16 protein-coding genes, 1 tRNA gene and 1 other annotated feature are annotated in these 21,388 nt (G+C 37.0%); of the genes, 1 reads left to right on the top strand and 16 read right to left on the bottom strand.

Annotated features, from left to right (window positions below; genetic code table 11):
* Positions 1–172: 172 nt before the first annotated feature.
* Entirely contained in the window at positions 173–661 is a 489-nt protein-coding gene (locus LC095_RS00315; RefSeq protein WP_226526308.1) for a hypothetical protein, read from the top strand.
* Positions 662–787: 126 nt separating this feature from the next.
* On the opposite strand, the gene yihA is transcribed toward LC095_RS00315, so the two are convergent.
* The 16 genes from yihA to LC095_RS00235 all read right to left on the bottom strand — a co-directional run bounded on the left by yihA (position 788) and on the right by LC095_RS00235 (position 21,377).
* Positions 788–1,375 (bottom strand): ribosome biogenesis GTP-binding protein YihA/YsxC, encoded by a 588-nt coding sequence (gene yihA, locus LC095_RS00310; RefSeq protein ID WP_226526307.1) that lies wholly within the window; start codon positions 1,373–1,375, stop codon positions 788–790.
* Positions 1,372–3,696: an endopeptidase La gene (gene lon / locus LC095_RS00305; protein WP_226526306.1), complete on the bottom strand. Its 2,325-nt coding sequence runs from the start codon at positions 3,694–3,696 to the stop codon at positions 1,372–1,374. The genes yihA and lon overlap by 4 nt, the downstream gene beginning before the upstream one ends.
* A 310-nt stretch (positions 3,697–4,006) precedes the next feature.
* Entirely contained in the window at positions 4,007–5,683 is a 1,677-nt protein-coding gene (lonB, locus tag LC095_RS00300) for an ATP-dependent protease LonB (protein WP_226526305.1), read from the bottom strand.
* Positions 5,684–6,070: 387 nt separating this feature from the next.
* Entirely contained in the window at positions 6,071–7,336 is a 1,266-nt protein-coding gene (gene clpX / locus LC095_RS00295; protein WP_226526304.1) for an ATP-dependent protease ATP-binding subunit ClpX, read from the bottom strand.
* A gap of 573 nt (positions 7,337–7,909) precedes the next feature.
* Positions 7,910–9,199 (bottom strand): trigger factor, encoded by a 1,290-nt coding sequence (gene tig, locus LC095_RS00290; protein ID WP_226526303.1) that lies wholly within the window; start codon positions 9,197–9,199, stop codon positions 7,910–7,912.
* 264 nt (positions 9,200–9,463) lie between these two features.
* A complete protein-coding gene (locus tag LC095_RS00285; RefSeq protein WP_226526302.1) occupies positions 9,464–10,474 on the bottom strand; it encodes a tetratricopeptide repeat protein in 1,011 nt (336 codons plus the stop codon).
* A 220-nt stretch (positions 10,475–10,694) separates the two neighbouring features.
* A complete protein-coding gene (gene leuD, locus LC095_RS00280) occupies positions 10,695–11,288 on the bottom strand; it encodes a 3-isopropylmalate dehydratase small subunit (RefSeq protein ID WP_226526301.1) in 594 nt (197 codons plus the stop codon).
* 24 nt (positions 11,289–11,312) lie between these two features.
* The gene (leuC, locus tag LC095_RS00275) at positions 11,313–12,740 is read right to left on the bottom strand and encodes a 3-isopropylmalate dehydratase large subunit (protein ID WP_226526300.1); all 1,428 of its coding nucleotides are present in this window, start codon (positions 12,738–12,740) and stop codon (positions 11,313–11,315) included.
* A gap of 118 nt (positions 12,741–12,858) precedes the next feature.
* Entirely contained in the window at positions 12,859–13,971 is a 1,113-nt protein-coding gene (leuB, locus tag LC095_RS00270) for a 3-isopropylmalate dehydrogenase (protein WP_226526299.1), read from the bottom strand.
* A 27-nt stretch (positions 13,972–13,998) separates the two neighbouring features.
* Complete coding sequence (locus LC095_RS00265) at positions 13,999–15,549, bottom strand: 2-isopropylmalate synthase (RefSeq protein ID WP_226526298.1); 1,551 nt, start codon at positions 15,547–15,549, stop codon at positions 13,999–14,001.
* Positions 15,536–16,567 carry a ketol-acid reductoisomerase gene (ilvC, locus tag LC095_RS00260; protein WP_226526297.1) on the bottom strand — a complete coding sequence of 344 codons (1,032 nt, stop codon included), beginning with the start codon at positions 16,565–16,567 and terminating at the stop codon, positions 15,536–15,538. Before ilvC ends, LC095_RS00265 begins: the two co-directional genes overlap by 14 nt.
* 102 nt (positions 16,568–16,669) lie before the next feature.
* Positions 16,670–17,185, bottom strand: coding sequence for an acetolactate synthase small subunit (gene ilvN, locus LC095_RS00255; protein ID WP_026561718.1), 516 nt, complete (start codon positions 17,183–17,185; stop codon positions 16,670–16,672).
* Positions 17,182–18,903 (bottom strand): acetolactate synthase large subunit, encoded by a 1,722-nt coding sequence (gene ilvB, locus LC095_RS00250; RefSeq protein ID WP_226526296.1) that lies wholly within the window; start codon positions 18,901–18,903, stop codon positions 17,182–17,184. The genes ilvN and ilvB overlap by 4 nt, the downstream gene beginning before the upstream one ends.
* Positions 18,904–19,018: 115 nt before the next feature.
* Positions 19,019–19,270: a binding site (T-box leader), on the bottom strand.
* Between the two features lie 12 nt (positions 19,271–19,282).
* Complete coding sequence (gene ilvE, locus LC095_RS00245) at positions 19,283–20,188, bottom strand: branched-chain-amino-acid transaminase (RefSeq protein ID WP_226526295.1); 906 nt, start codon at positions 20,186–20,188, stop codon at positions 19,283–19,285.
* A 488-nt stretch (positions 20,189–20,676) separates the two neighbouring features.
* Positions 20,677–20,753: transfer RNA gene (locus LC095_RS00240), tRNA-Arg, on the bottom strand.
* 111 nt (positions 20,754–20,864) lie between these two features.
* Entirely contained in the window at positions 20,865–21,377 is a 513-nt protein-coding gene (locus tag LC095_RS00235; RefSeq protein WP_226526294.1) for a metallophosphoesterase family protein, read from the bottom strand.
* Positions 21,378–21,388 lie beyond the last annotated feature (11 nt).

Here is a 21,388-nt window from a genome sequence, read left to right as displayed (position 1 = left end):
TTTATCTGTGTAATACTTCACAAAGATTCTACACAGTTTGACACTATTCTCAACTATTCTATCTGTACAATATCAGATATTATGCTGTTAATCAAGTTATTGGTTTGGATATGCTTACAGTATTTACTAGTATGTACAATTATGATTATCATTATTTGACAAGAGGTGCACAATGAAAAAAATCACATTATTACCAGCTATTATATTGTTTAGTGTTGGCATTTTTTATTCTATCCAAAAATTAAATATTCATTTATTTGAAGGACAAAGCAGCTGGGAATTCTTATTAATTTTACTTGGCTTTGCATTTTTAATTAGCGGCCATTTCGAACAGGATTCAAGTGCTATTTTACCTGGAATTATTTTAGCGGGAGTCGGGGTTCATTTTTTCTTTTATGAAAAAGTTCCATCATGGCCGGCACATTCAGCTTCCTTTTTATTTATTATCTCAGCGGGCCTTATTTTAACAGCTATAAAAACCAAGTCCCGGTATTTACAAGGAGTAATCTTACTAGCAATCGGCTTGTTTTTGCACTTTTTCCCTGCAATAATGGGGTCCCTCTCTATTGTTGAAAATGGAGTGAACAGCATTGAAACATATTGGCCATTTTTATTTGTGGTTATTGGCGGCGTTCTATTAGTAGTTATACGTAAAAAGTAAGAGACTCTGGTTATGACCAGAGTCTCTTTTTGTACTATCAAAAAGTATATAAATTTTATGGATGATCGTATAAGAAAAACGAAGGCTCTCGCCATTAGGACTTGGAGACAAGCCAAGTTTTTCTAATTATTCCGATGTATATTCTCCGATTACCTTCCAGGCTTCGTCTTTTCCTAATCCTGTTTCAGATGAGAAAATAACAAATTCATCGGATTTTTCCATATTCAAGGCGTCTTTAATTACTTTTGCGTGCTTTTGCCATTTTCCTTTTGGGATTTTGTCCGCTTTCGTTCCAACAATTATAGTCGGGATGTCATAATGTTTTAGGAAATCATACATCAGCATGTCATCATTTGTTGGCGGATGGCGAAGGTCGATCAGTAAAATAACGGCTCGAAGCTGCTCACGGGTCGTAATATATGTTTCAATCATTTTCCCCCATGCTTCTCTCTCTTTTTTACTAACCTTCGCATATCCATAACCAGGAACATCTACAAAATGTAATTGTTCGTTGATAATGTAGAAGTTTAACGTTTGGGTTTTCCCAGGTTTTGATGAAATCCTAGCAAGAGCCTTCCTACCTAGCATTTTATTTATAAAAGAAGACTTTCCAACATTCGATCTACCAGCTAAAGCAACTTCAGGTAAATCTCCTTCTGGGTATTGTTGTGGCTTAACAGCACTAATCACGATTTCTGAACTTGTAACCTTCATTCTTTCTCCTCTGTTAGCGCATGTTTTAACACTTCATCTAAATGTGAGACAAGGACAAAGGTCAATTCTTTTCGGACACTTTCCGGAATATCGTCCAAGTCTTTTTCATTATCCTTCGGTGCAATGATTTTTGTTAATCCTGCCCGATGTGCACTAAGTGTTTTTTCTTTTAACCCGCCAATTGGCAGTACTCGGCCACGCAGTGTAATTTCACCAGTCATCCCAACTTCTTTACGAACTGCTCTACCGGTTAATGCTGAAATCAACGCTGTTGCCATTGTGATACCTGCTGATGGCCCATCCTTTGGTACAGCACCTTCTGGTACATGTATATGGATATCATTCTTTTCATGGAAGTCCCGATCGATATGAAGCTCTTCAGCACGGGAGCGGATATAACTAAACGCAGCTTGAGCTGATTCCTTCATAACATCTCCAAGCTTACCTGTAAGAATGAGCTTTCCTTTACCAGGTGTTACCGACACTTCAATTGAAAGTGTGTCACCACCTACAGTTGTATAAGCTAAACCAGTTGCCACACCGACCTGGTCTTCTAATTCCGCTTGTCCGTATCTAAATCGTTTTTTCCCAAGAAAACCTTCAATATTTTTATCAGTAATAACGATTTTCTTACGTTCTTGCTTAACAATCATTTTAGCCGCTTTTCGGCAAATACCTGCTAGTTGGCGTTCTAAGCTACGAACACCAGCTTCTCTTGTGTAATAACGAATAATGCTTTGAATGGCATCATCTCGTAATTGAAGATGTGATTTTTTTAAGCCATGATCTTTTAACTGCTTCGGCAATAAATGATCTTTTGCTATATGAACCTTTTCCAGTTCAGTATAGCCCGCTATATTTATAATCTCCATACGATCACGAAGTGGACCCGGAATCGTAGCAAGATTATTTGCAGTTGCAATGAACATAACTTTTGATAAGTCATAAGTCTCTTCAATATAGTGATCACTAAAATTATGATTTTGCTCTGGATCCAATACTTCAAGCAACGCTGATGAAGGATCACCTCTAAAATCACTGGACATCTTGTCAATTTCATCTAAAAGGAAAACAGGGTTTACTGTTCCTGCTTTTTTCATGCCTTGGATGATTCTGCCGGGCATTGCTCCTACATATGTTCGTCTGTGACCACGTATCTCTGATTCGTCTCTTACACCGCCAAGTGAAATTCTGACAAAATGACGATTTAAAGATTTTGCCACTGACTTAGCTAATGACGTCTTACCTACACCAGGTGGTCCTGCAAGGCAAAGAATTGGCCCTTTTAGCGAGTTTGTCAGCTGTTGGACGGCTAAATATTCAATTACCCGGTCTTTAACTTTTTCAAGGCCGTAATGTTCTTCATTCAAAATTTCTTCTGCAACATTCACATCAAGACGATCTTCGGTTGCTTTTGTCCAAGGTAATGAGATTAGCCATTCAATATAATTTCGAATCACGGCACTTTCAGCAGAACTTGACGGTACTTTTTCATATCGATCAAGTTCCTTTAAAGCAACTTCTTTTACATGTTCCGGCATTCCAACTTCATCTAAACGCTCTTTAAGTGTGGAAACTTCCCCCAGCTTTCCTTCTTTTTCACCAAGCTCCTTTTGGATGGCCTTCATCTGTTCACGTAAATAATATTCTTTCTGTGTTCGCTCCATTGATTTTTTTACACGTTGACCTATTTTTTTCTCAAGTTGGACAACTTCTTTTTCATTATGGAGGATTGAAATCACTTTATTTAATCGCTCTGTCACATCAAGTGTCTCTAGTACCTCTTGCTTATCTTTAAGTTTTAAAGGTAGATGTGATGTGATAATGTCTGCCATTCTTCCAGGTTCTGTAATATCAGATACTGTTGCATATGTTTCTGCTGAAATCTTCTTCGAAAGCTTTATGTATTGCTCAAAATATTCTAGCATGGTTCTCATTAACGCTTCTTCTTCAACACTTTTTTCTTCCGGGTCCGGATATACAGCAACTTCAACAGAGTAATACTCATCTTCATCTACAAAGCGTTGGATTTCACCACGCTCTAATCCCTCAACAAGGACACGAATTGTTCCGTTAGGTAATTTTAACATTTGCTTAATTTTCGTTAATGTTCCTATTTCATAAATATCTTCTTTTTTTGGCTCATCTATCGAAATCTCTTTTTGTGTCGTTAAAAAGATAATATGATCATCCATCATCGCCTTTTCTAACGCCTGTACAGATTTATCTCTCCCTACATCAAGGTGTAGTACCATTGTTGGATATACTAACAAGCCTCTTAATGGTAGGAGGGGTACGATTTGAGTAGTTGATTTCGCCATGCGTTTACACCTCCATGACAATATAGTTCATTCTTGTACAATTCTATCTTATTCTTTTTATAGTGTCTATTTTAACCACTTTTAGTCAATAGGTAGTATACCCTAAACTAATCTACCTGAAAAAAAATATGATATATGAAGCATCGGTTAAATTCATAAAGTGTTAAGAAAAAGAATAATGACTATTTTACACTAAAATTCCTGCTTAGATAATATTTATTTATAGAATAAACATGAAAACATGAGTAGAGACCTCCTTCTATAATGACCAATACGATATGGTCTTAAGTTGGTAGGTCCCTTTATGAGATTAAACTGATTCCTGATGTGGAAAGTTTTGTGAACTTTTTTGAATTCTATTAGGTAATTCAGTTGGCGGATCAACGAGAGCTATATCAAATACCTCTTGTAAATGTGTGACAGGCATAATCGTAATTCCTTCAATATCTTTCAGAATCGATTGGACATTCTCCTTAGGTATAATCACAGTGTCTGCTCCTGCCTTTTTTGCTGCCTTGATCTTTGGTATAACCCCACCAATCGGCTTAACATTTCCGTGAATACTGATCTCTCCTGTCATCGCAACTTTATTGCTGATCGGGATTTTATGGATAGCTGAAAAAATACCTGTAGCCATTGCAATACCTGCAGAAGGTCCATCAATTGGTGTACCTCCTGGAAAATTCACATGGATGTCATAATCTGCAGCCTGAATTCCCATCGAGCGTAAAACAGTGATCACATTTTCCACTGAACCTTTTGCCATACTTTTTCTGCGAATGGATTTTGAACGGTCACCTATGCTTTCTTCTTCCACGATACCTGTAATATTAATTGTGCCCTTTTCTTTTTCAGCTGGAATAACCGTTACTTCTATTTCAAGTAATGCACCCGTATTCGGTCCATAAACTGCAAGACCATTTACTAAACCAACCTTTGATGTTTCTTCAATTTTCTTTTCATGACGTGGCGTTAATTGACTTGAATGTATGACCCATTCTATATCTTCAACAGTAATTTCCTTACGATCTTCTGACATGGCCATTCCTGTTGCAATTTGCATTAAGTTTACAACTTCACGTCCATTTCGAACATAAGACGTCAGCAAGTGAATTCCTGATTCACTGACTTCCATTTCAACCTTATCAGCTGCTTTTCTAGCAACAATAGCGAGTTCTTCCTGCTCTAAATCTCTAAAAAAGACTTCGAGACATCTTGAACGAATTGCCGGTGGAATTTCGTTTGGTGTTCTTGTAGTAGCTCCTATTAAGCGGAAATCTGCTGGTAGACCATTTTTAAAGATATCATGAATATGAGTTGGAATCTGTGTGTTCTCTTCGTTATAATAAGCACTTTCTAAGAAAACTTTCCGATCCTCTAACACCTTTAATAGCTTATTCATCTGTATTGGATGTAATTCTCCAATTTCATCAATAAATAAGACACCGCCATGTGCGTGTGAAACTGCTCCCTGTTTTGGTTGAGGAATTCCAGCCTGTCCCATTGCCCCGGCTCCTTGATAAATAGGATCATGAACTGATCCGATTAACGGATCTGCAATTCCCCTTTCATCAAATCTCGCTGTTGTTGCATCGAGTTCAACAAAAACAGCATTTTCTTTGAAAGGAGACCTCTTATTACGTTTCGCTTCTTCTAATACCAATCTCGCCGCTGCTGTTTTTCCAACTCCGGGTGGTCCATAAACAATAACATGCTGAGGATTAGATCCACAGAGGGCAGCACGCAAGGAACGAATCCCATCTTGTTGTCCTACTATATCTTGAAAGCTCTTTGGACGAACTTTTTCAGCTAAAGGTTCTGTAAGTCTAATAGCCCTCATCTTCCTTAGCTGTTCCATTTCTTTTTTAGATTCTCGATCAATTGAAATCTTTTGAGTTCGTTGATTTTTTAATAAGTTCCAAAAATACAATCCAATAACAATCCCAAAAAATAACTGAATAAACAAAGCAATACTAGTCCAGCTCATTTGTCGGTCCCTCCTACCATGATGTCGTCTTACCGCTACGATGGAAAATAAAACTACATATATGACTTCGTTGAGAGGTCTTTTCCAATCCTTTTGTCCTAAACAATTTTTACACTAAACTTATTAAATATGATCTGTTTTTTCTATATGTATAGGAAGATTTTCTCCCCATAGATGGACAAAAGGGCAAGCTTAGCTTGCCATCTTTTTGTAGAAGCGGTTATTTATAGCTAGTATCTCCTTTGTTTCTTTGGAATAAACATCACTCTAAGGAAAGTTTTAGCTTATGAAAATGTATAAATGGAACTTATTAGTTATGGCGGTAGAACAAGCTTACCGTACAAAAAAGGAAGCCGGTCATTATGCGGCTTCCTTTTTGTATATATGTTATGCAGATGTCTTTTTATCTTCCTGGATTACAGTTCCATCACTTAAAACAAGTTTAGGAGGTGTTTCTCCCAGAACAGTTTCAGCTGTAATGACAGCTTTTACAATATCTTCACGGGATGGTAAGTCAAACATCATATCAAGCATAATGCCCTCAATAATTGATCTTAAACCACGTGCCCCTGTTTTTCTTTCAATCGCTTTTTTAGCAATTTCTAAAAGAGCTCCATCTTCAAACTCGAGTTCAACACCATCTAAATCAAGCATTTTTTGGTATTGTTTTACAAGTGCATTCTTTGGCTTAGTTAAGATTTCAACTAATGCCTCTTCATCTAGTGGCTCTAAACTTGCAATAACAGGTAACCGACCAATAAATTCCGGTATTAAACCAAATTTTAATAAGTCTTCCGGTAGTACTTGGGAAAGTAATGCTTTCTTATCAAGATCAGCATTTTTGTTATCTGAACCAAAGCCAATTACTTTACGTCCTAGGCGACGTTTGATAATTTGCTCAATTCCATCAAATGCTCCCCCACAAATAAATAAGATATTAGTTGTATCAATTTGAATAAATTCTTGATGTGGGTGTTTTCTGCCACCTTGTGGAGGAACACTCGCCACTGTACCTTCAAGAATTTTCAAGAGTGCCTGTTGAACACCCTCACCAGATACGTCACGTGTAATAGATGGGTTTTCGGATTTACGGGCTACCTTATCAATTTCATCAATATAGATGATTCCTTTTTCAGCCTTTTCTACATCATAATCTGCAGCTTGAATAAGTTTAAGTAAAATATTTTCAACATCTTCTCCAACATATCCTGCTTCAGTTAGAGACGTAGCATCAGCAATCGCAAACGGAACATTTAATATTCTAGCTAAAGTTTGAGCTAATAAAGTTTTCCCGCTACCAGTTGGCCCGATCATCGAAATATTACTTTTTGAAAGCTCAACATCATCAATTTTACTATTAGAGTTAATCCGTTTATAGTGATTATACACGGCTACAGCTAATGATTTCTTTGCTTGATCTTGACCAATAACATATTCATTCAGGATCTCTTGGATCTCTCTTGGCTTCGGTACATCTTTAAATTCAACTTCTTCTTCTGTTCCCAACTCTTCTTCCACAATTTCAGTGCAAAGCTCAATACATTCATCACATATATAGACTCCAGGTCCAGCTACAAGCTTTCGAACCTGATCTTGAGTTTTTCCGCAAAACGAACATTTTAATTGTCCTTTTTCATCGTTAAATTTAAACATTGTTTCACCCCTTATATCTTTATCTCAAACAAGCTATTCCATCTTACCCTTATGGTTTTAACAAACAGGAAAATAGGTAGATGATGATGGACCAAAGAAAAACAATTGTCTAGAAAAACTTGACTTGTCGCCAATGCCTAAGGCGGAGCCTTTAGTTTTTCTTACTACTGTCAACTTTAAAGTTTGAACCTTTTTGACAGTTATAAATAAGTATGTACTGCATTTTACCATAACTGGAACACTAAAAGGTAATAATACCACTCGAGTAAATTGAAAAAGCTTACACACCTTATTGTTTATTGCTCCATTTAATTATTCTTTACTATATGTATGTATTGACTTTCTAATATCATTCCCAAAGGAATATAAATAAAACATGATTGTATAAAACAAGGCACGATCTGCTCGCGCCTTGTTCTTATATCCCATTCTTAATGTGCAGTATTATTCCTTCTTAGTGATTCAAGGAAGAAATAATGTAGTTCTGGGAAAACTGCACGTAAAGATCTCATAAGTTTCACTATCATCATTTTTAAAAAAACGCCTCAATGATGAAAGTCTCACTTTATTATATTATGCAACAACCTTGCTGTTTTCCACAAGAAAATCGATTGCTTTACGAACTTTTAGATCTTCTTTAAGTCCTTCAGCGTTTCCACCTAAAGCTTGTTTAATGTTTTCAATCGGCATATTGTACATTTCAGCCATTTTTGCTAATTCTGCTTCTACATCTTCATCAGAAACTTCAATGTTTTCAGCTTTAGCAATTGCTTCTAGAGTTAAGTTATATTTTACACGCTTCTCAGCATCCTCTTTCATTTGAGCTTTTAAAGCCTCTTCGTCTTGACCAGAGAATTGGAAGTATAACTCAAGATTCATTCCTTGCATTTGTAGACGTTGTTCAAATTCCTGCATCATACGAGAAATTTCATTGTCAATTAAAGCATTTGGAATATCAACTTCAACACCCTCAGCAGCTTTTTCTACTAAAGTATCACGCAGATTGTTTTCTGATTCGGATTTTTTCGCTTCTTCAAGGCGAGTTCTTGTTTGAGCTTTTAATTCATCAAGAGTTTCAACCTCTTCATTAACGTCCTTAGCAAACTCATCATCTAAAGCTGGAAGTTCTTTTGTTTTAATTTCATGTACTTTCACTTTGAATACTGCTGGTTTACCAGCAAGATTTTCAGCATGGTATTCTTCTGGGAATGTTACTTCCACTTCTTTTTCTGCTCCAGCTTCCAAACCAACTAGTTGCTCTTCAAACCCTGGAATGAAAGAACCTGAACCGATTTCTAATGAATAGTTTTCAGCAGCTCCGCCTTCGAATGCTTCACCGTCAACATAACCGTCAAAATCGATTACAGCTGTATCACCATTTTCAATTGTGCCTTCTTCTTTTACAACTAATTCAGCATGACGTTCTTGTAATTGTTTTAGTTCGCTTTCAACATCTTCGTCTGTTACAGTATCGTCTAATTTTTCAACTTCTAGACCTTTGTATTCACCTAATTTCACTTCAGGTTTAACAGTTACTTTTGCAGTGAAAATTAAGCTTTTTCCCTTTTCAATTTGTTCTACATCGATTTCCGGACGATCAACTGGCTCAATACCAGCTTCATCAACTGCATTTGGATATGCAGTTGGTAAAATGATGTCTAACGCATCCTGGTATAAAGATTCTACACCAAAACGTTGTTCGAACATTCCACGTGGAATTTTCCCTTTACGGAATCCAGGAATTGAAACTTGTTTTACTACTTTTTTAAATGCTTCATCAAGTGCTTGTGTGAAGTCCTCTGCAGAAACTTCAACCGTAAGAACGCCTTCGTTCCCCTCTAATTTTTCAAATTTAACTGACATATTTGCTGTCCCTCCAAAGATCTATCATGATTTGTGCGAATAAGTGATAGGTAAATTGTGGTTGCTTGTCACAGTTTAAACAATCGCCCACTATCATATACCTGTTTTTATGTACGGTAAAAGTAACCGAATACTAAACATGCTTAGGATTTCGCATAAAAAAGAAGGTCAATTTGTCCAAAATAAATTAGACCTTAATTACGATGATCACTATTTTGCAACCATTTTATTATAACATAGAATGAATTCCTTTCAACATATAGCTCATATTTGAAAATAAGAAATTTCTTCTATTTTATATATTTTTTCACAAGCTTCTTGTAATGATATCGCAGACTTACCATAAATTTGTTCAATTTCTTCATCTTCAATAGAAATTCCATGAAGTGAATAACCTACAACATGTAAAGCTGCAGCCCATAGCTTTACATCCTCAGGCTGTGGTAAAAAAGGGTACATCACATATAAATGTCTGATCCATACCTCTTTTACAGCTTCAAAAAGGGTAGGATTTTCACTGCCTAATGTATCATCTAAGTAATTTAATACTTTTTTTGCAAACGGGACATCAGCCGGATCCTTTAGTTTTGCAGGTACAACATTCATCGCTTCCCCAAACTTTACTACCGTTACTTCCTTCTCTAATTCATGCTCGATCATAACATGTAAGATCATCGATTTAATCGTTGGATGTACTTCTTCTCCTTCTAATAGGAGTCTGAGTGTATTCATATGCTTATTTATATTTCTGTCTCTCAACGAATGCACATATCCCATTTGTTTTTGGGGATCTTGTAATAAATCTTCTATGTAAATTTCTTCATTACTTTCTTCGTCTTCTTCCTCTATTAGTAGCTCTTCACTATTTTGATTCATTCTACGACTAAATTCCAATAACTTATAAAAGTGTTCGGCACTTTCTGCAGGAAGGTGGTTTTCTTCTAGAACTGCTTCAATTGTTGACTGGACTTCCTGGTATTCCCTAAGTTGAATTAAAATTGTTAAATAGATTTGTAGTACGGTAAAATAATGCCCGATATCCTCCTGGAGCATTTTTTTACAGATGTCTTTCGCTTCACTTAGTTCACCGAGTTCCATTAAACAAATAGCCATCCCGAGGTGGATTTCTGCTTTGTCTTCTTTTAATTTTTTTGCTTCTGCGAACATATCTAATGCTGCGTGAAATTTCTTTTCTTTTAAAAGAGCCATTCCTTTATCAAGATAACGCTCTTTTAAATTTGGAAATAATACAACATTGTTCTTTTTTTGTTTCATATATGGTCAACTCCAGCACCCTATCTTTGCATATTAGTGTATCAATCCAACAGGTGGAAAACAAGTTTGTGTGTCATTGAATACGACTAATTACAATGATTTTCAAACTTTATGGGTTTTAAAAAGTTTTTGGTGTGAATCATTTTTGCAAAAAAAGTTCTGCAAAAATGAGAATTAACATACAGCCTATTAAAAGAAGCCAAAAGAAAAAGAGCAATCATTATAAAAATGATGCTCTTCTTTCTTCAAACTGTTTAATTTTCTCATCATAATTTAAAGTTAGATCGATTTCATCTTTTCCATATAAAAGCATATCTTTCCAATAAGGGTCTACCTCAAATGATTTTGACAACCCTTGATTATCAGAAATTAATTGTTCTCCAAGATTAACCGTTAACACATAGTTGTCATCATTGTTTTTCTCACGTATCACATCTAAATCTGATTGCTCTAATGTGATAGGTAATAATCCGTTTTTAAGACAGTTTTGATGAAAGATATCTGCATAAGATGGTGCAAGAATGACTTGAAATCCATAATCAGACAGGGCCCATGGAGCGTGCTCACGTGATGATCCGCAGCCAAAGTTTTCGCCTGCAAGTAAGATTGTGGCTCCTTTGCTTTTTTCCTGGTTTAATTCAAATTCCGGATTTTCAGATCCATCGTCTAAATATCTCCAATCAAAAAATGCAAATCGGCCATAACCCGTTTTTTCTATTCTTTTTAAGAATTGTTTAGGAATGATTTGATCTGTATCTACATTTGCTCTATTTAATACAGCTACTTTACCTGTATGCGTAGTAAAAGGTTGCATGTTGTCCCTCCTAAAGTTGTACTTTTAGATGCTCATCGCATTTTTTTGAATATGACGGACATCCACAAATCGTCCATGTAAAGCTGCTGCTGCAGCCATTGCAGGGCTTACTAGATGTGTTCTAGCTCCTTTACCTTGTCTTCCTTCAAAGTTACGATTTGAAGTTGAAGCACAACGTTCACCTTCTGGAACAACATCATTATTCATACTAAGACACATACTGCATCCTGATTCTCGCCATTCAAAACCTGCTTCTTTAAAGATTACATCCAGACCTTCTTCTTCTGCTACTTTTTTTACTTTTTGAGAACCCGGTACAACAATGGCACTTACATTTTCCGGTACCTTTTGCCCTTTAAAGCTTTGTATGATTTCTGCAGCCTGTCTTAGGTCTGTTAAGCGGGAGTTTGTACAGGATCCAATAAAGACGTGCTCAATTGTAATATCTTCAATCTTAGTATTTGGTTGTAATCCCATATAACTGAAAGCACGATTTGCTTCATCAAGTTCTTCAGCATTTTGGAAATCATTTAAATCAGGAGTTTTCTCATCAACACCTACAGACATGCCTGGATTTGTTCCCCAAGTAACCATTGGTGCAATTTCTTCACCTTTTAACGTAATAACTTGATCATACTCGGCACCTTCATCTGTTCTTAACGTTTTCCAATATTCTACTGCACGATCAAACTCTTCACCTTTAGGAGCATACTTTCTACCTTTAATGTAAGAGAAAGTTGTCTCATCAGGTGCAATAAGACCGGCTCTGGCTCCTGCCTCAATTGACATGTTACAGATAGTCATCCTTTCATCCATTGAAAGACTTTCAATGACTTCGCCTGTATATTCAATAATATAGCCAGTACCAAAGCGAACACCATATTTACCTATTACAGCAAGAATAACATCCTTTGCTGTTACTCCCTTTTGAAGCTTACCTGGCACATGAATATTTAACGTTTTGGGACGCTGTCTCCATAATGTTTGAGTTGCTAGTACATGTTCAACCTCACTAGTTCCAATTCCAAAAGCAATCGCACCAAATGCACCATGAGTTGAAGTGTGGCTGTCTCCGCAAACAATTGTTTTCCCAGGTAGTGTTAGCCCTAGCTCCGGTCCAATTACGTGAACAATTCCTTGATCTTCACTTTGTAGGTCAGCTAACCGGATACCGAATTCTTGACAGTTTCTTTCCAAAGCACTAATTTGGTTTTTCGCTACCTCATCAGTGATCACAAAACGATTAACAGTTGGAACATTGTGATCCATTGTTGCAAATGTTCGGTCGGGTCTTCTTACTTTACGATTTTTCTCTCGTAATCCTTCAAAAGCCTGTGGTGATGTTACTTCATGAATTAAGTGTAGGTCGATATATAAAAGATCCGGCTTTCCCTGTTCTTGTTGGACGATATGTTCGTCATAGATCTTTTCTATGATCGTTCTTGGCTTCATGGTCATAAACCTCCTTTAATAGATGGAAAATGAGGGGCTGACAATAATAATTGTCATACCCCTCAGGTCCTGATGCAATATGCTGAATACCTGCACCCGGATTTTATAATCGGGAAACTTACTTAGAGTAAGCCTCCATAATATTAATAATTGCATGGTCATCGGATATTGCATTTTTTATTTCTTCAGCCATTTGTGTAGTTGAAATAGCTTTTTCGCCATTTGCAAGATCAGCTGTACGTGCACCTGAGTTTAAGACGTTATCAACAGCTTTTTCAATCGCCTTTGCTTCTTCTTCCATTCCAAAAGATTGGCGAAGCATCATGGCTGCTGAAAGAATTGTTGCAATTGGGTTTGCTTGATTTTTACCAGCTATATCTGGCGCTGAACCGTGAATTGGTTCATATAAATGCAAACCTGTTGAAGATAGACTTGCAGATGATAGCATTCCTAGGGAACCTGTAATCATGGATGCTTCATCACTTAAAATATCCCCAAACATATTTTCCGTCACAATGACATCAAATTGTCGAGGCGAGCGGATAAGCTGCATTGCCGCATTATCAACTAACATATGCTCTAACGTTACTTCAGGGTATCTTGCAGCTACTTCTTCTGCTACTTCACGCCATACTCTACTTGACTCCAGAACATTTGCTTTATCAACAGATGTCACATGCTTACGACGTTTCCCGGCGATCTCAAATGCTGTAACAAGAATTCTCTCGATTTCCTTTCTCTTATAGAACAAGGTATCAACAACTGCATCTTCACCATCTTTTACCACACGCTCGCTTGGCTTACCGAAATATAATCCGCCTGTTAGTTCTCGTACGATAACAAAATCCACTCCATTAACATACTCCCTCTTTAAAGGGGAAGAATCTAACAAACTCTCAAATGTTGTAATCGGGCGTAAGTTAGCAAATAAGTCTAATTCCTTTCGCAATGCTAGTAGACCACGTTCCGGTCGAAGTTCAACAGGATTTTGATCCCATTTCGGACCTCCAACAGCTCCAAGGATAATGGCGTCAGATTTTTTACAAACGTTGATTGTTTCCTCTGGCAGCGGATTGCCTGTTTGATCAATGGCACACCCACCGATCAAACCATAATTAAATTGAAATTGGTGATTAAAGTGTTCAGCGACAGCTTTTAAAATTTCTACTGTTACATCTACGACTTCTTTTCCAATTCCGTCACCCGGTAATAATGCGATTGTTTTTTTCATGTTCTATCCCCCTTCATCTTAGGTAGTTTAATTTTGTAGACTTGCTTCTAAGGCCAATTCAGGAATTTCTGAAAATAATGAGATACGATTTACCGCATTGATATAAGCTTTAGCGGATGCTTCTAAGACATCGTGTGCCATTCCCCTTCCGCTTGCTTCACTCTCACCAATTTTCATTTTGACATATACTTGTGCTAATGCATCTCTGCCACCACTATTTGATTGAATGCGGTAATCAATCAATTTAATTGATTTTCCAACACATCTTTCCAGCGTATTGTAGATCGCTTCAACACTTCCTGCTCCAGTAGCAGCTTCCTGAATAAGCTCATGATCAGGATTTAGTAAAGTTACCGTAGCTGTTGGGATTTGCGCTGTACCATATTGAACCTGTAATGCTTTCAATTCAAATGCAGCATCCTTGCTGGCTACTTTTTCTTCAATTAGGAGTGCTTTTAAATCATCATCAGAGATTTCCTTCTTCTTCTCTGTTAATTCTTTAAAGGCAATGAATAACTTGTTAACCTCTTCATCAGCGATTTCAAATCCCAGCTCATATAATCTATTTTTGAAAGCATGTCGACCTGAATGTTTACCAAGTACCATTGAATTTGTTGAAACGCCTACAAGCTCAGGAGAAATAATCTCATACGTTGTTTTTTCTTTTAAAACACCGTCCTGATGTATACCTGATTCGTGAGCAAATGCATTCCTTCCAACTACCGCTTTATTACCAGGTACAACCATACCTGTTAAACTACTAATTAAATCACTCGTACGCTTTGTTTCTTTTAAATATAAGCCCGTTTTTGCCTGATAATAGTCACTTCTAATATGAAGAGCAACGGCTACTTCTTCCAGAGCAGCATTTCCCGCTCTTTCACCGATACCGTTTACTGTACCTTCAATTTGTCCTGCACCGTGTTCAATAGCTGATAATGAGTTAGCAACTGCCATGCCCAAATCATCATGGCAGTGTGCTGATAGAATAATATTATCAATCCCATTTACATTTTCTCGTAGATAAGTAAAGATCTCCCCATACTCTTTTGGAGTAATATAGCCCACGGTATCTGGAATATTAATGACGTGTGCACCAGCCTCGATCACTTTCTCAACAATTTCAGCTAAGTATGGCAATTCAGTACGACACGCATCTTCTGCTGACCATTGGATAACCGGGAAAAATTGTGCAGCATATTTGACAGAATCAACCGCTGTCTGGATTACCTGTTCTTTTGATTTCCTTAGCTTAAACTCTCTATGAATAGGGGAAGTGGCTAAGAAAACATGTAATCTGGGAACTTCAGCATATTTTAATGCTTCCCATGCTGCATCAATATCTCCTTTAACAGATCTGGCAAGACCCGTTACAGAACTATTTTTCACCGCTTTTGCAATTTCCTGAACTGCTAATAAATCACCTTTTGATGTAGCAGGAAAGCCTGCTTCAATAACGTCCATGCCGAGTTTTTCTAGCTGTTTTGCAATCTCCAGTTTTTCTCTTGTATTAAGATTTACACCTGGAGATTGCTCACCATCACGGAGCGTTGTATCAAATAGGTTAATTTTTCGCACTCACACTCACCGCTTCTTTCTGTTTTTGTTTAGACTTTACAAACGGCATCATTGCGCGTAATTTTTTACCTACAACTTCGATTTGGTGCTCATTTTCATTGTTATTAATTGCGTTAAATTGTGGACGGTTTGCTTGGTTTTCAAGGATCCATTCTTTTGCAAATTTACCAGTTTGGATGTCTTTAAGAACTTCTTTCATCGCTTCTTTAGAGCTGCTGTCTACAACGCGTGGTCCTGAAACGAAGTCACCCCATTGTGCTGTATCAGAAATTGAATATCTCATTCCAGCCATACCATCTTCATACATTAAGTCTACGATTAATTTTAATTCGTGTAAGCACTCAAAGTATGCTACTTCCGGTTGGTAACCTGCTTCTACTAATGTTTCGAATCCAGCTTTTACAAGTGAAGTTAATCCTCCACAAAGTACCGCTTGCTCACCGAATAGATCTGTTTCTGTTTCTTCTTTAAATGTTGTTTCTAATACACCAGCACGTGCAGATCCAACACCTTTTGCATAAGCTAATGCTTTATCTTTCGCTTGACCTGTTACGTCTTGATAAATAGCGAATAATGCAGGTACACCAGCACCTTCTTCATATGTTCTTCTTACCAAGTGACCTGGTCCTTTTGGAGCAACTAAGAATACATCAACATCTGCAGGTGGTACGATTTGGCTGAAATGTACGTTAAAACCGTGTGCGAATACTAAAGAGTTTCCAGCTTCTAAACCTGGTTTGATTTCTTCTTCGTAAACTTTTGCTTGTTGCTCATCTGGAAGTAATACCATTACTAAATCACCAAGCTCTGCAGCTTCAGCAACAGATACAACATGATGTCCATCTTCTACAGCTTTATTGAAAGATCCACCTTGACGAACTCCAACTACAACGTCAACTCCGCTTTCTTTTAGGTTAAGTGCATGTGCATGACCTTGTGAACCATATCCAATGATTGCTACCTTTTTCCCTTGTAATGCTGCTTCGTTTACGTCACCGTTATAATATACTTTTGTCATTTTATACTCTCTCCTTCAAATCTTTTTTAGAATAAAATTAGGTTTCTTGCTATATATATGAATCTTTTAAACCTGGCTTAATCAGGCAAGATTGCAAACAAATTAAACAATTGAGATAGGAACTTCTTTTGATGCTCTTTGCGTACCACGCGTAAATGCAGTAGTTCCGGTACGAGCAATTTCTTTAATGCCATATGGTTTTAATAAGTCGATAAGCACTTCAATTTTCTCAGGCTCACCAGTAACCTGCACAACAACACTCTCTCGACTTACATCAATAACTGTTGCTCTAAATGGTTGAATAAGTCCTTGAATCTCCATTCTTGTTGCTGGTGTAGACATTACTTTTATTAATGCCAATTCTCTGGATACAATGGAGTGTGAAGTAATATCTGTTACTTTAAGAACATCAATTTGTTTATTTAATTGCTTCGTGATTTGTTCAACTTCTTTTTCCTCTTGGACATTTACAACAACTGTCATTCTTGAAACACCTTCTGTTTCAGCATGACCTACTGTAATACTTTCAATATTGTAATGTCTTTTTGTAAACAACCCTGTAATTCTATTTAAAACCCCGGTTTGATTCAAAACCGTTAATGAGAGGATTCTTTTCATAGTTTGACACCTACCATTTCATGTAACCCTTTGCCTGTAGCAACCATTGGATACACGTTCTCATCCTTACATACATGAATATCAAGTAATACTGGTTCGTCTGATAAAATTGCAGCTTTTAATTTTTCTTCCCAACCATCTTCTTTTACAATTCGAACCCCAGTCATGCCATAAGCTTCTGATAATTTTACGAAATCAGGTTGTGAAACAAACTTAGAATGAGAATATCTTTCTTCATAGAATAACTCTTGCCATTGTCTAACCATTCCAAGAGCACCATTATTTAATATCACAACTTTTATTGGTAAGTTTAATTCATGTATAACTGATAATTCCTGAAGAGTCATTTGGAATCCACCGTCACCAATAACAGCAATTACAGTGGAGTTACGGTCTGCAAGTTGAGCTCCAATCGCTGATGGTAAACCGAAGCCCATTGTTCCAAGGCCACCTGATGTTACCCATCTATTTGGATTATTAAAGTTGTAATATTGTGCTGCCCACATTTGATGCTGACCAACATCCGTTGTTACGATTGCTTCGCCATTCGTCCATTTGTGAATAAGCTCTAAAATGTTCTGAGGCTTTAACTCTGAATCACTTTCTTTATAAACAAGTGGAAATTCTTTCTTATTTGAAGCCAACTGTTCATTCCACTCTTTGTTATCACCTTGTTTACCATCTTGTTTTAATAATTGTTGAAGAACTAATTTAGCATCTCCCACAATTGGAATCTGAGTTGGAACATTCTTACCAATTTCAGCCGGGTCAATATCGATATGAGCAATGATTGCCTTTTTCGCAAAATGTTGAAGATTTCCTGTTACACGATCATCAAATCTGGCACCAACACTGATCAATAAATCACAGTCATAAATGGCCATGTTTGCTGTGTACGTTCCATGCATTCCGGCCATCCCTAAAAACAATGGATGATCTGATGGGAATCCACCTAAACCAAGTAAAGTATTTGCGATTGGAATTTGCTGTTGTTCTGCATATTGCCTTAATTCCTCATGGCCGTTTGCATGTAATACACCTGCACCAGCCAAAATAACAGGTTTTTTCGCTCGACTTACAGCCTCGACCAATTTACGGATTTGAAGGTAATTTGGCTCATTAGTAGGTTGATATCCTGGAAGATTTACTTCCATATCATATGAGAAATCCCCTTCAATTGTAGCGATATCTTTAGGGATATCGATTAATACCGGGCCTGGTCTTCCCGTAGTGGCAATATGAAATGCCTCTTTAACAATTCTTGGAAGATCATTCACTTCACGAACCTGGTAATTATGTTTTGTAATCGGAGTAGTAATTCCTAAAATATCAGCTTCCTGGAAAGCATCAGATCCAATCACAGAAGATGCAACCTGCCCTGTAAAAACAACTAATGGTAGTGAATCTATCATCGCATCTGCTAATCCGGTAACTAGATTTGTAGCACCTGGTCCAGATGTAGCAATCACTACTCCCGGTCTTCCCGAAACTCGTGCATAGCCTTCAGCAGCATGAATTCCGCCTTGCTCATGGCGAGTTAAAACATGGAATAAACCTGAATCATATAAGCTATCATAGATTGGTAATACAGCACCACCCGGATAACCAAAAATAACTTCAACCTTTTCCTGCTTTAAAGCTTCCACAAGCATTTGTGACCCTGACATTGTGTTTGTACATTTGGCAGTTGAGCTGTTCAACTGTACATTTGTACTCATTTTCTTTCCTCCCTTTCCTGGCATATTAGCCCTTTGTATTTTTCACAAAAATTCAATTAATTCAGCATATAAAAAACCTTCCCACCCCTCATAAGACTCCACATAAATTGTGTGCCAAAGGGGCGAAAAGGTTAATAAACTTTTTCGCGGTACCACCCTTCTTCATGGTCATTGTTGACCACCTTACGAACAGATCAGCTGTTCACTTTGATAACGAGTACCGAAGAATGGGACTCGGCTAACCCTACTATATTTCAGGTTAACACTCAGAGGCGAGTTCATCTTTGGTAATATCACCGGCTTCCAGCTACCCCGGTTCTCTGTAGATACTTTTCCAAAAACTACTTTTCCTCTTCACCGTTTTACTATATGCAAATAATTAGCTTACATGAAGATTTTCAGGTATATTTTCAACCTTGATACCTTCTTCAACAACTTTCTTACGAAAAGCTACTAGAAGCTTTTTCGTTTCCTCTCCAGGAACACCTTGACCAATCGTGCGTCCATCTACTTTAACAACAGCAATAACTTCTGCGGCTGTACCAGTTAGGAAAACCTCGTCAGCTGTATACACATCGTGACGGGTAAATGGCTCTTCGCGCACTTCATAGCCCATTTCAGCAGCTATATCAATAATGGCATTTCGTGTAATTCCTTCTAGAGCACCTATATATCCAGGGGGAGTTAATAACTTGCCATTTTTTAAGATAAAGACATTGTCGGCAGAACCTTCTGCCACATAGCCTTGGTCGTTTAACATTAATGCTTCACTGACGTTGGCCAAATGTGCTTCGATTTTCACCAATACATTGTTTAAATAATTTAGAGATTTTACTTTTGGACTTAATACATCAGGTCTATTTCTTCTCGTTGCCACCGTCACAATTTCAATACCCGTTTCATACAAATGCTTAGGGAAGATTGATAGTGGTTCGACAATAATAACTGTATTTGCCCGTTTACAATTATAAGGATCTAATCCTAGGTCACCAGTTCCTCTTGAGACAACTAATCGAATGTACGCATCGCTCAAACCGTTCTTTTTGACAGTTTCAACGACTAATCCAGTAAGTTCCTCTTGTGAGTATGGTATGGTTAGCATAATCGATTTTGCCGATTGATATAGCCGATCCATATGCTCTTTCATTCTGAAGATATTTCCACTGTAAACTCGAATACCTTCGAATACTCCATCACCGTATAAAAACCCGTGATCATACACTGAAATTTTGGCATCTTCTTTCTTTACAAAATTGTCATTAAGAAAGATCCACTGGTCACCCATAAGAGCACGCCTTTCTTTAAAAAGTTCAAAAATTAAACCACTGAACATTATATTTGTAAAGGAAATTATAAAAGAAATTTTGAATTTTCTATACTTTTTAAAATGTTCGTGTAACTTTTATTTGAACTTATATTACGCTCAATAAATCCAAGTGTCAACAGTGTTTCACGAATTATTTGATAATTTAGATTACTCTTTTTTGTTGTATCCGCTTACATCCTTGGTATGATTGGAAAGGCTATTTTCAAAAAAAATTGTGAATTTTTTAAAAATCCGCATATGTGTAGATCTTTTTATGGAGAATTTTTCAGGGGAACTTTTTCAAGTGGAAAATTCGGCTTTTAATATTAAGAACATCTTACAACTCTTTTTATTTAAACGAAACAAAAGTGTAAGATAATCTAACATATTTTTTGGTGGTGAATCTTGCAATAAAGAAAACAAAAAACCTTCCATCAAAAGATGAAAGGTTGTATGTATAATATGAATGGCGTCCCAGGAGAGATTCGAACTCCCGACCGACGGCTTAGAAGGCCGTTGCTCTATCCAGCTGAGCTACTGGGACATTGTATAAAGGTTAAACGTAAGTGGCAGCGACATTTATTATTATATTTCTCGTTATGATAAAAGTCAATAGATTTTTAAGATTTTTTATGATGAGGGAGAAACATCTCCCTCACTCTATTGAAAATTCTTTCGTAAGATCATTTACAATATGTCCATTTACTTCAAAAAACGTAACTTTAACAAGGTTATCCTTCATTTCCATTATAGCATATGTCTTCTGTCTGCGCAGCACTGGAAGCCGAATGCTGCCCGGGTTTATCAGTACTACTCCATCAATTAACTCAGCACCTGCAATATGTGAATGTCCGTAACAGGCAATTTTGGCATTGGTTTCGATCGCCCGGTATTTCAGATTCATGAGAGACATCTTTACATTATATAAATGCCCATGAGTCATATATAAAGTAGTTCCATGTAAATCTTCAATAATTTCATTTGGTAAATTTGAACCAAAATCACAATTCCCTTTAACACCTATAAACCCGCTTAACTCTTCACAATCATAAGGTAACTCTGAATCACCACAATGCAACATCAAGTCCACTTCATCTTGATGCCTATTTTTAATCTCTATCATTTCTGAGGTCAATCCATGACTGTCACTCATTATTAAAATCTTCATGCTACCTTCGC

This window comes from Metabacillus niabensis (assembly GCF_020524345.1).
GTDB classification, from domain to species: Bacteria; Bacillota; Bacilli; order Bacillales; family Bacillaceae; genus Metabacillus; species Metabacillus niabensis_B.
The sequence above is the reverse complement of the archived record's forward strand: the minus strand, read 5'-3'. Positions and strand labels throughout refer to the sequence as shown.

Coding starts and splice junctions, on each gene's coding strand:
- LC095_RS00315 (WP_226526308.1), top strand. CDS start 173: ATGAAAAAAATCACATTATTACCAGCTATTATATTGTTTAGTGTTGGC.
- yihA (WP_226526307.1), bottom strand. CDS start 1,375: ATGAAGGTTACAAGTTCAGAAATCGTGATTAGTGCTGTTAAGCCACAA.
- lon (WP_226526306.1), bottom strand. CDS start 3,696: ATGGCGAAATCAACTACTCAAATCGTACCCCTCCTACCATTAAGAGGC.
- lonB (WP_226526305.1), bottom strand. CDS start 5,683: ATGAGCTGGACTAGTATTGCTTTGTTTATTCAGTTATTTTTTGGGATT.
- clpX (WP_226526304.1), bottom strand. CDS start 7,336: ATGTTTAAATTTAACGATGAAAAAGGACAATTAAAATGTTCGTTTTGC.
- tig (WP_226526303.1), bottom strand. CDS start 9,199: ATGTCAGTTAAATTTGAAAAATTAGAGGGGAACGAAGGCGTTCTTACG.
- LC095_RS00285 (WP_226526302.1), bottom strand. CDS start 10,474: ATGAAACAAAAAAAGAACAATGTTGTATTATTTCCAAATTTAAAAGAG.
- leuD (WP_226526301.1), bottom strand. CDS start 11,288: ATGCAACCTTTTACTACGCATACAGGTAAAGTAGCTGTATTAAATAGA.
- leuC (WP_226526300.1), bottom strand. CDS start 12,740: ATGAAGCCAAGAACGATCATAGAAAAGATCTATGACGAACATATCGTC.
- leuB (WP_226526299.1), bottom strand. CDS start 13,971: ATGAAAAAAACAATCGCATTATTACCGGGTGACGGAATTGGAAAAGAA.
- ilvC (WP_226526297.1), bottom strand. CDS start 16,567: ATGACAAAAGTATATTATAACGGTGACGTAAACGAAGCAGCATTACAA.
- ilvN (WP_026561718.1), bottom strand. CDS start 17,185: ATGAAAAGAATCCTCTCATTAACGGTTTTGAATCAAACCGGGGTTTTA.
- ilvB (WP_226526296.1), bottom strand. CDS start 18,903: ATGAGTACAAATGTACAGTTGAACAGCTCAACTGCCAAATGTACAAAC.
- ilvE (WP_226526295.1), bottom strand. CDS start 20,188: ATGGGTGACCAGTGGATCTTTCTTAATGACAATTTTGTAAAGAAAGAA.
- LC095_RS00235 (WP_226526294.1), bottom strand. CDS start 21,377: ATGAAGATTTTAATAATGAGTGACAGTCATGGATTGACCTCAGAAATG.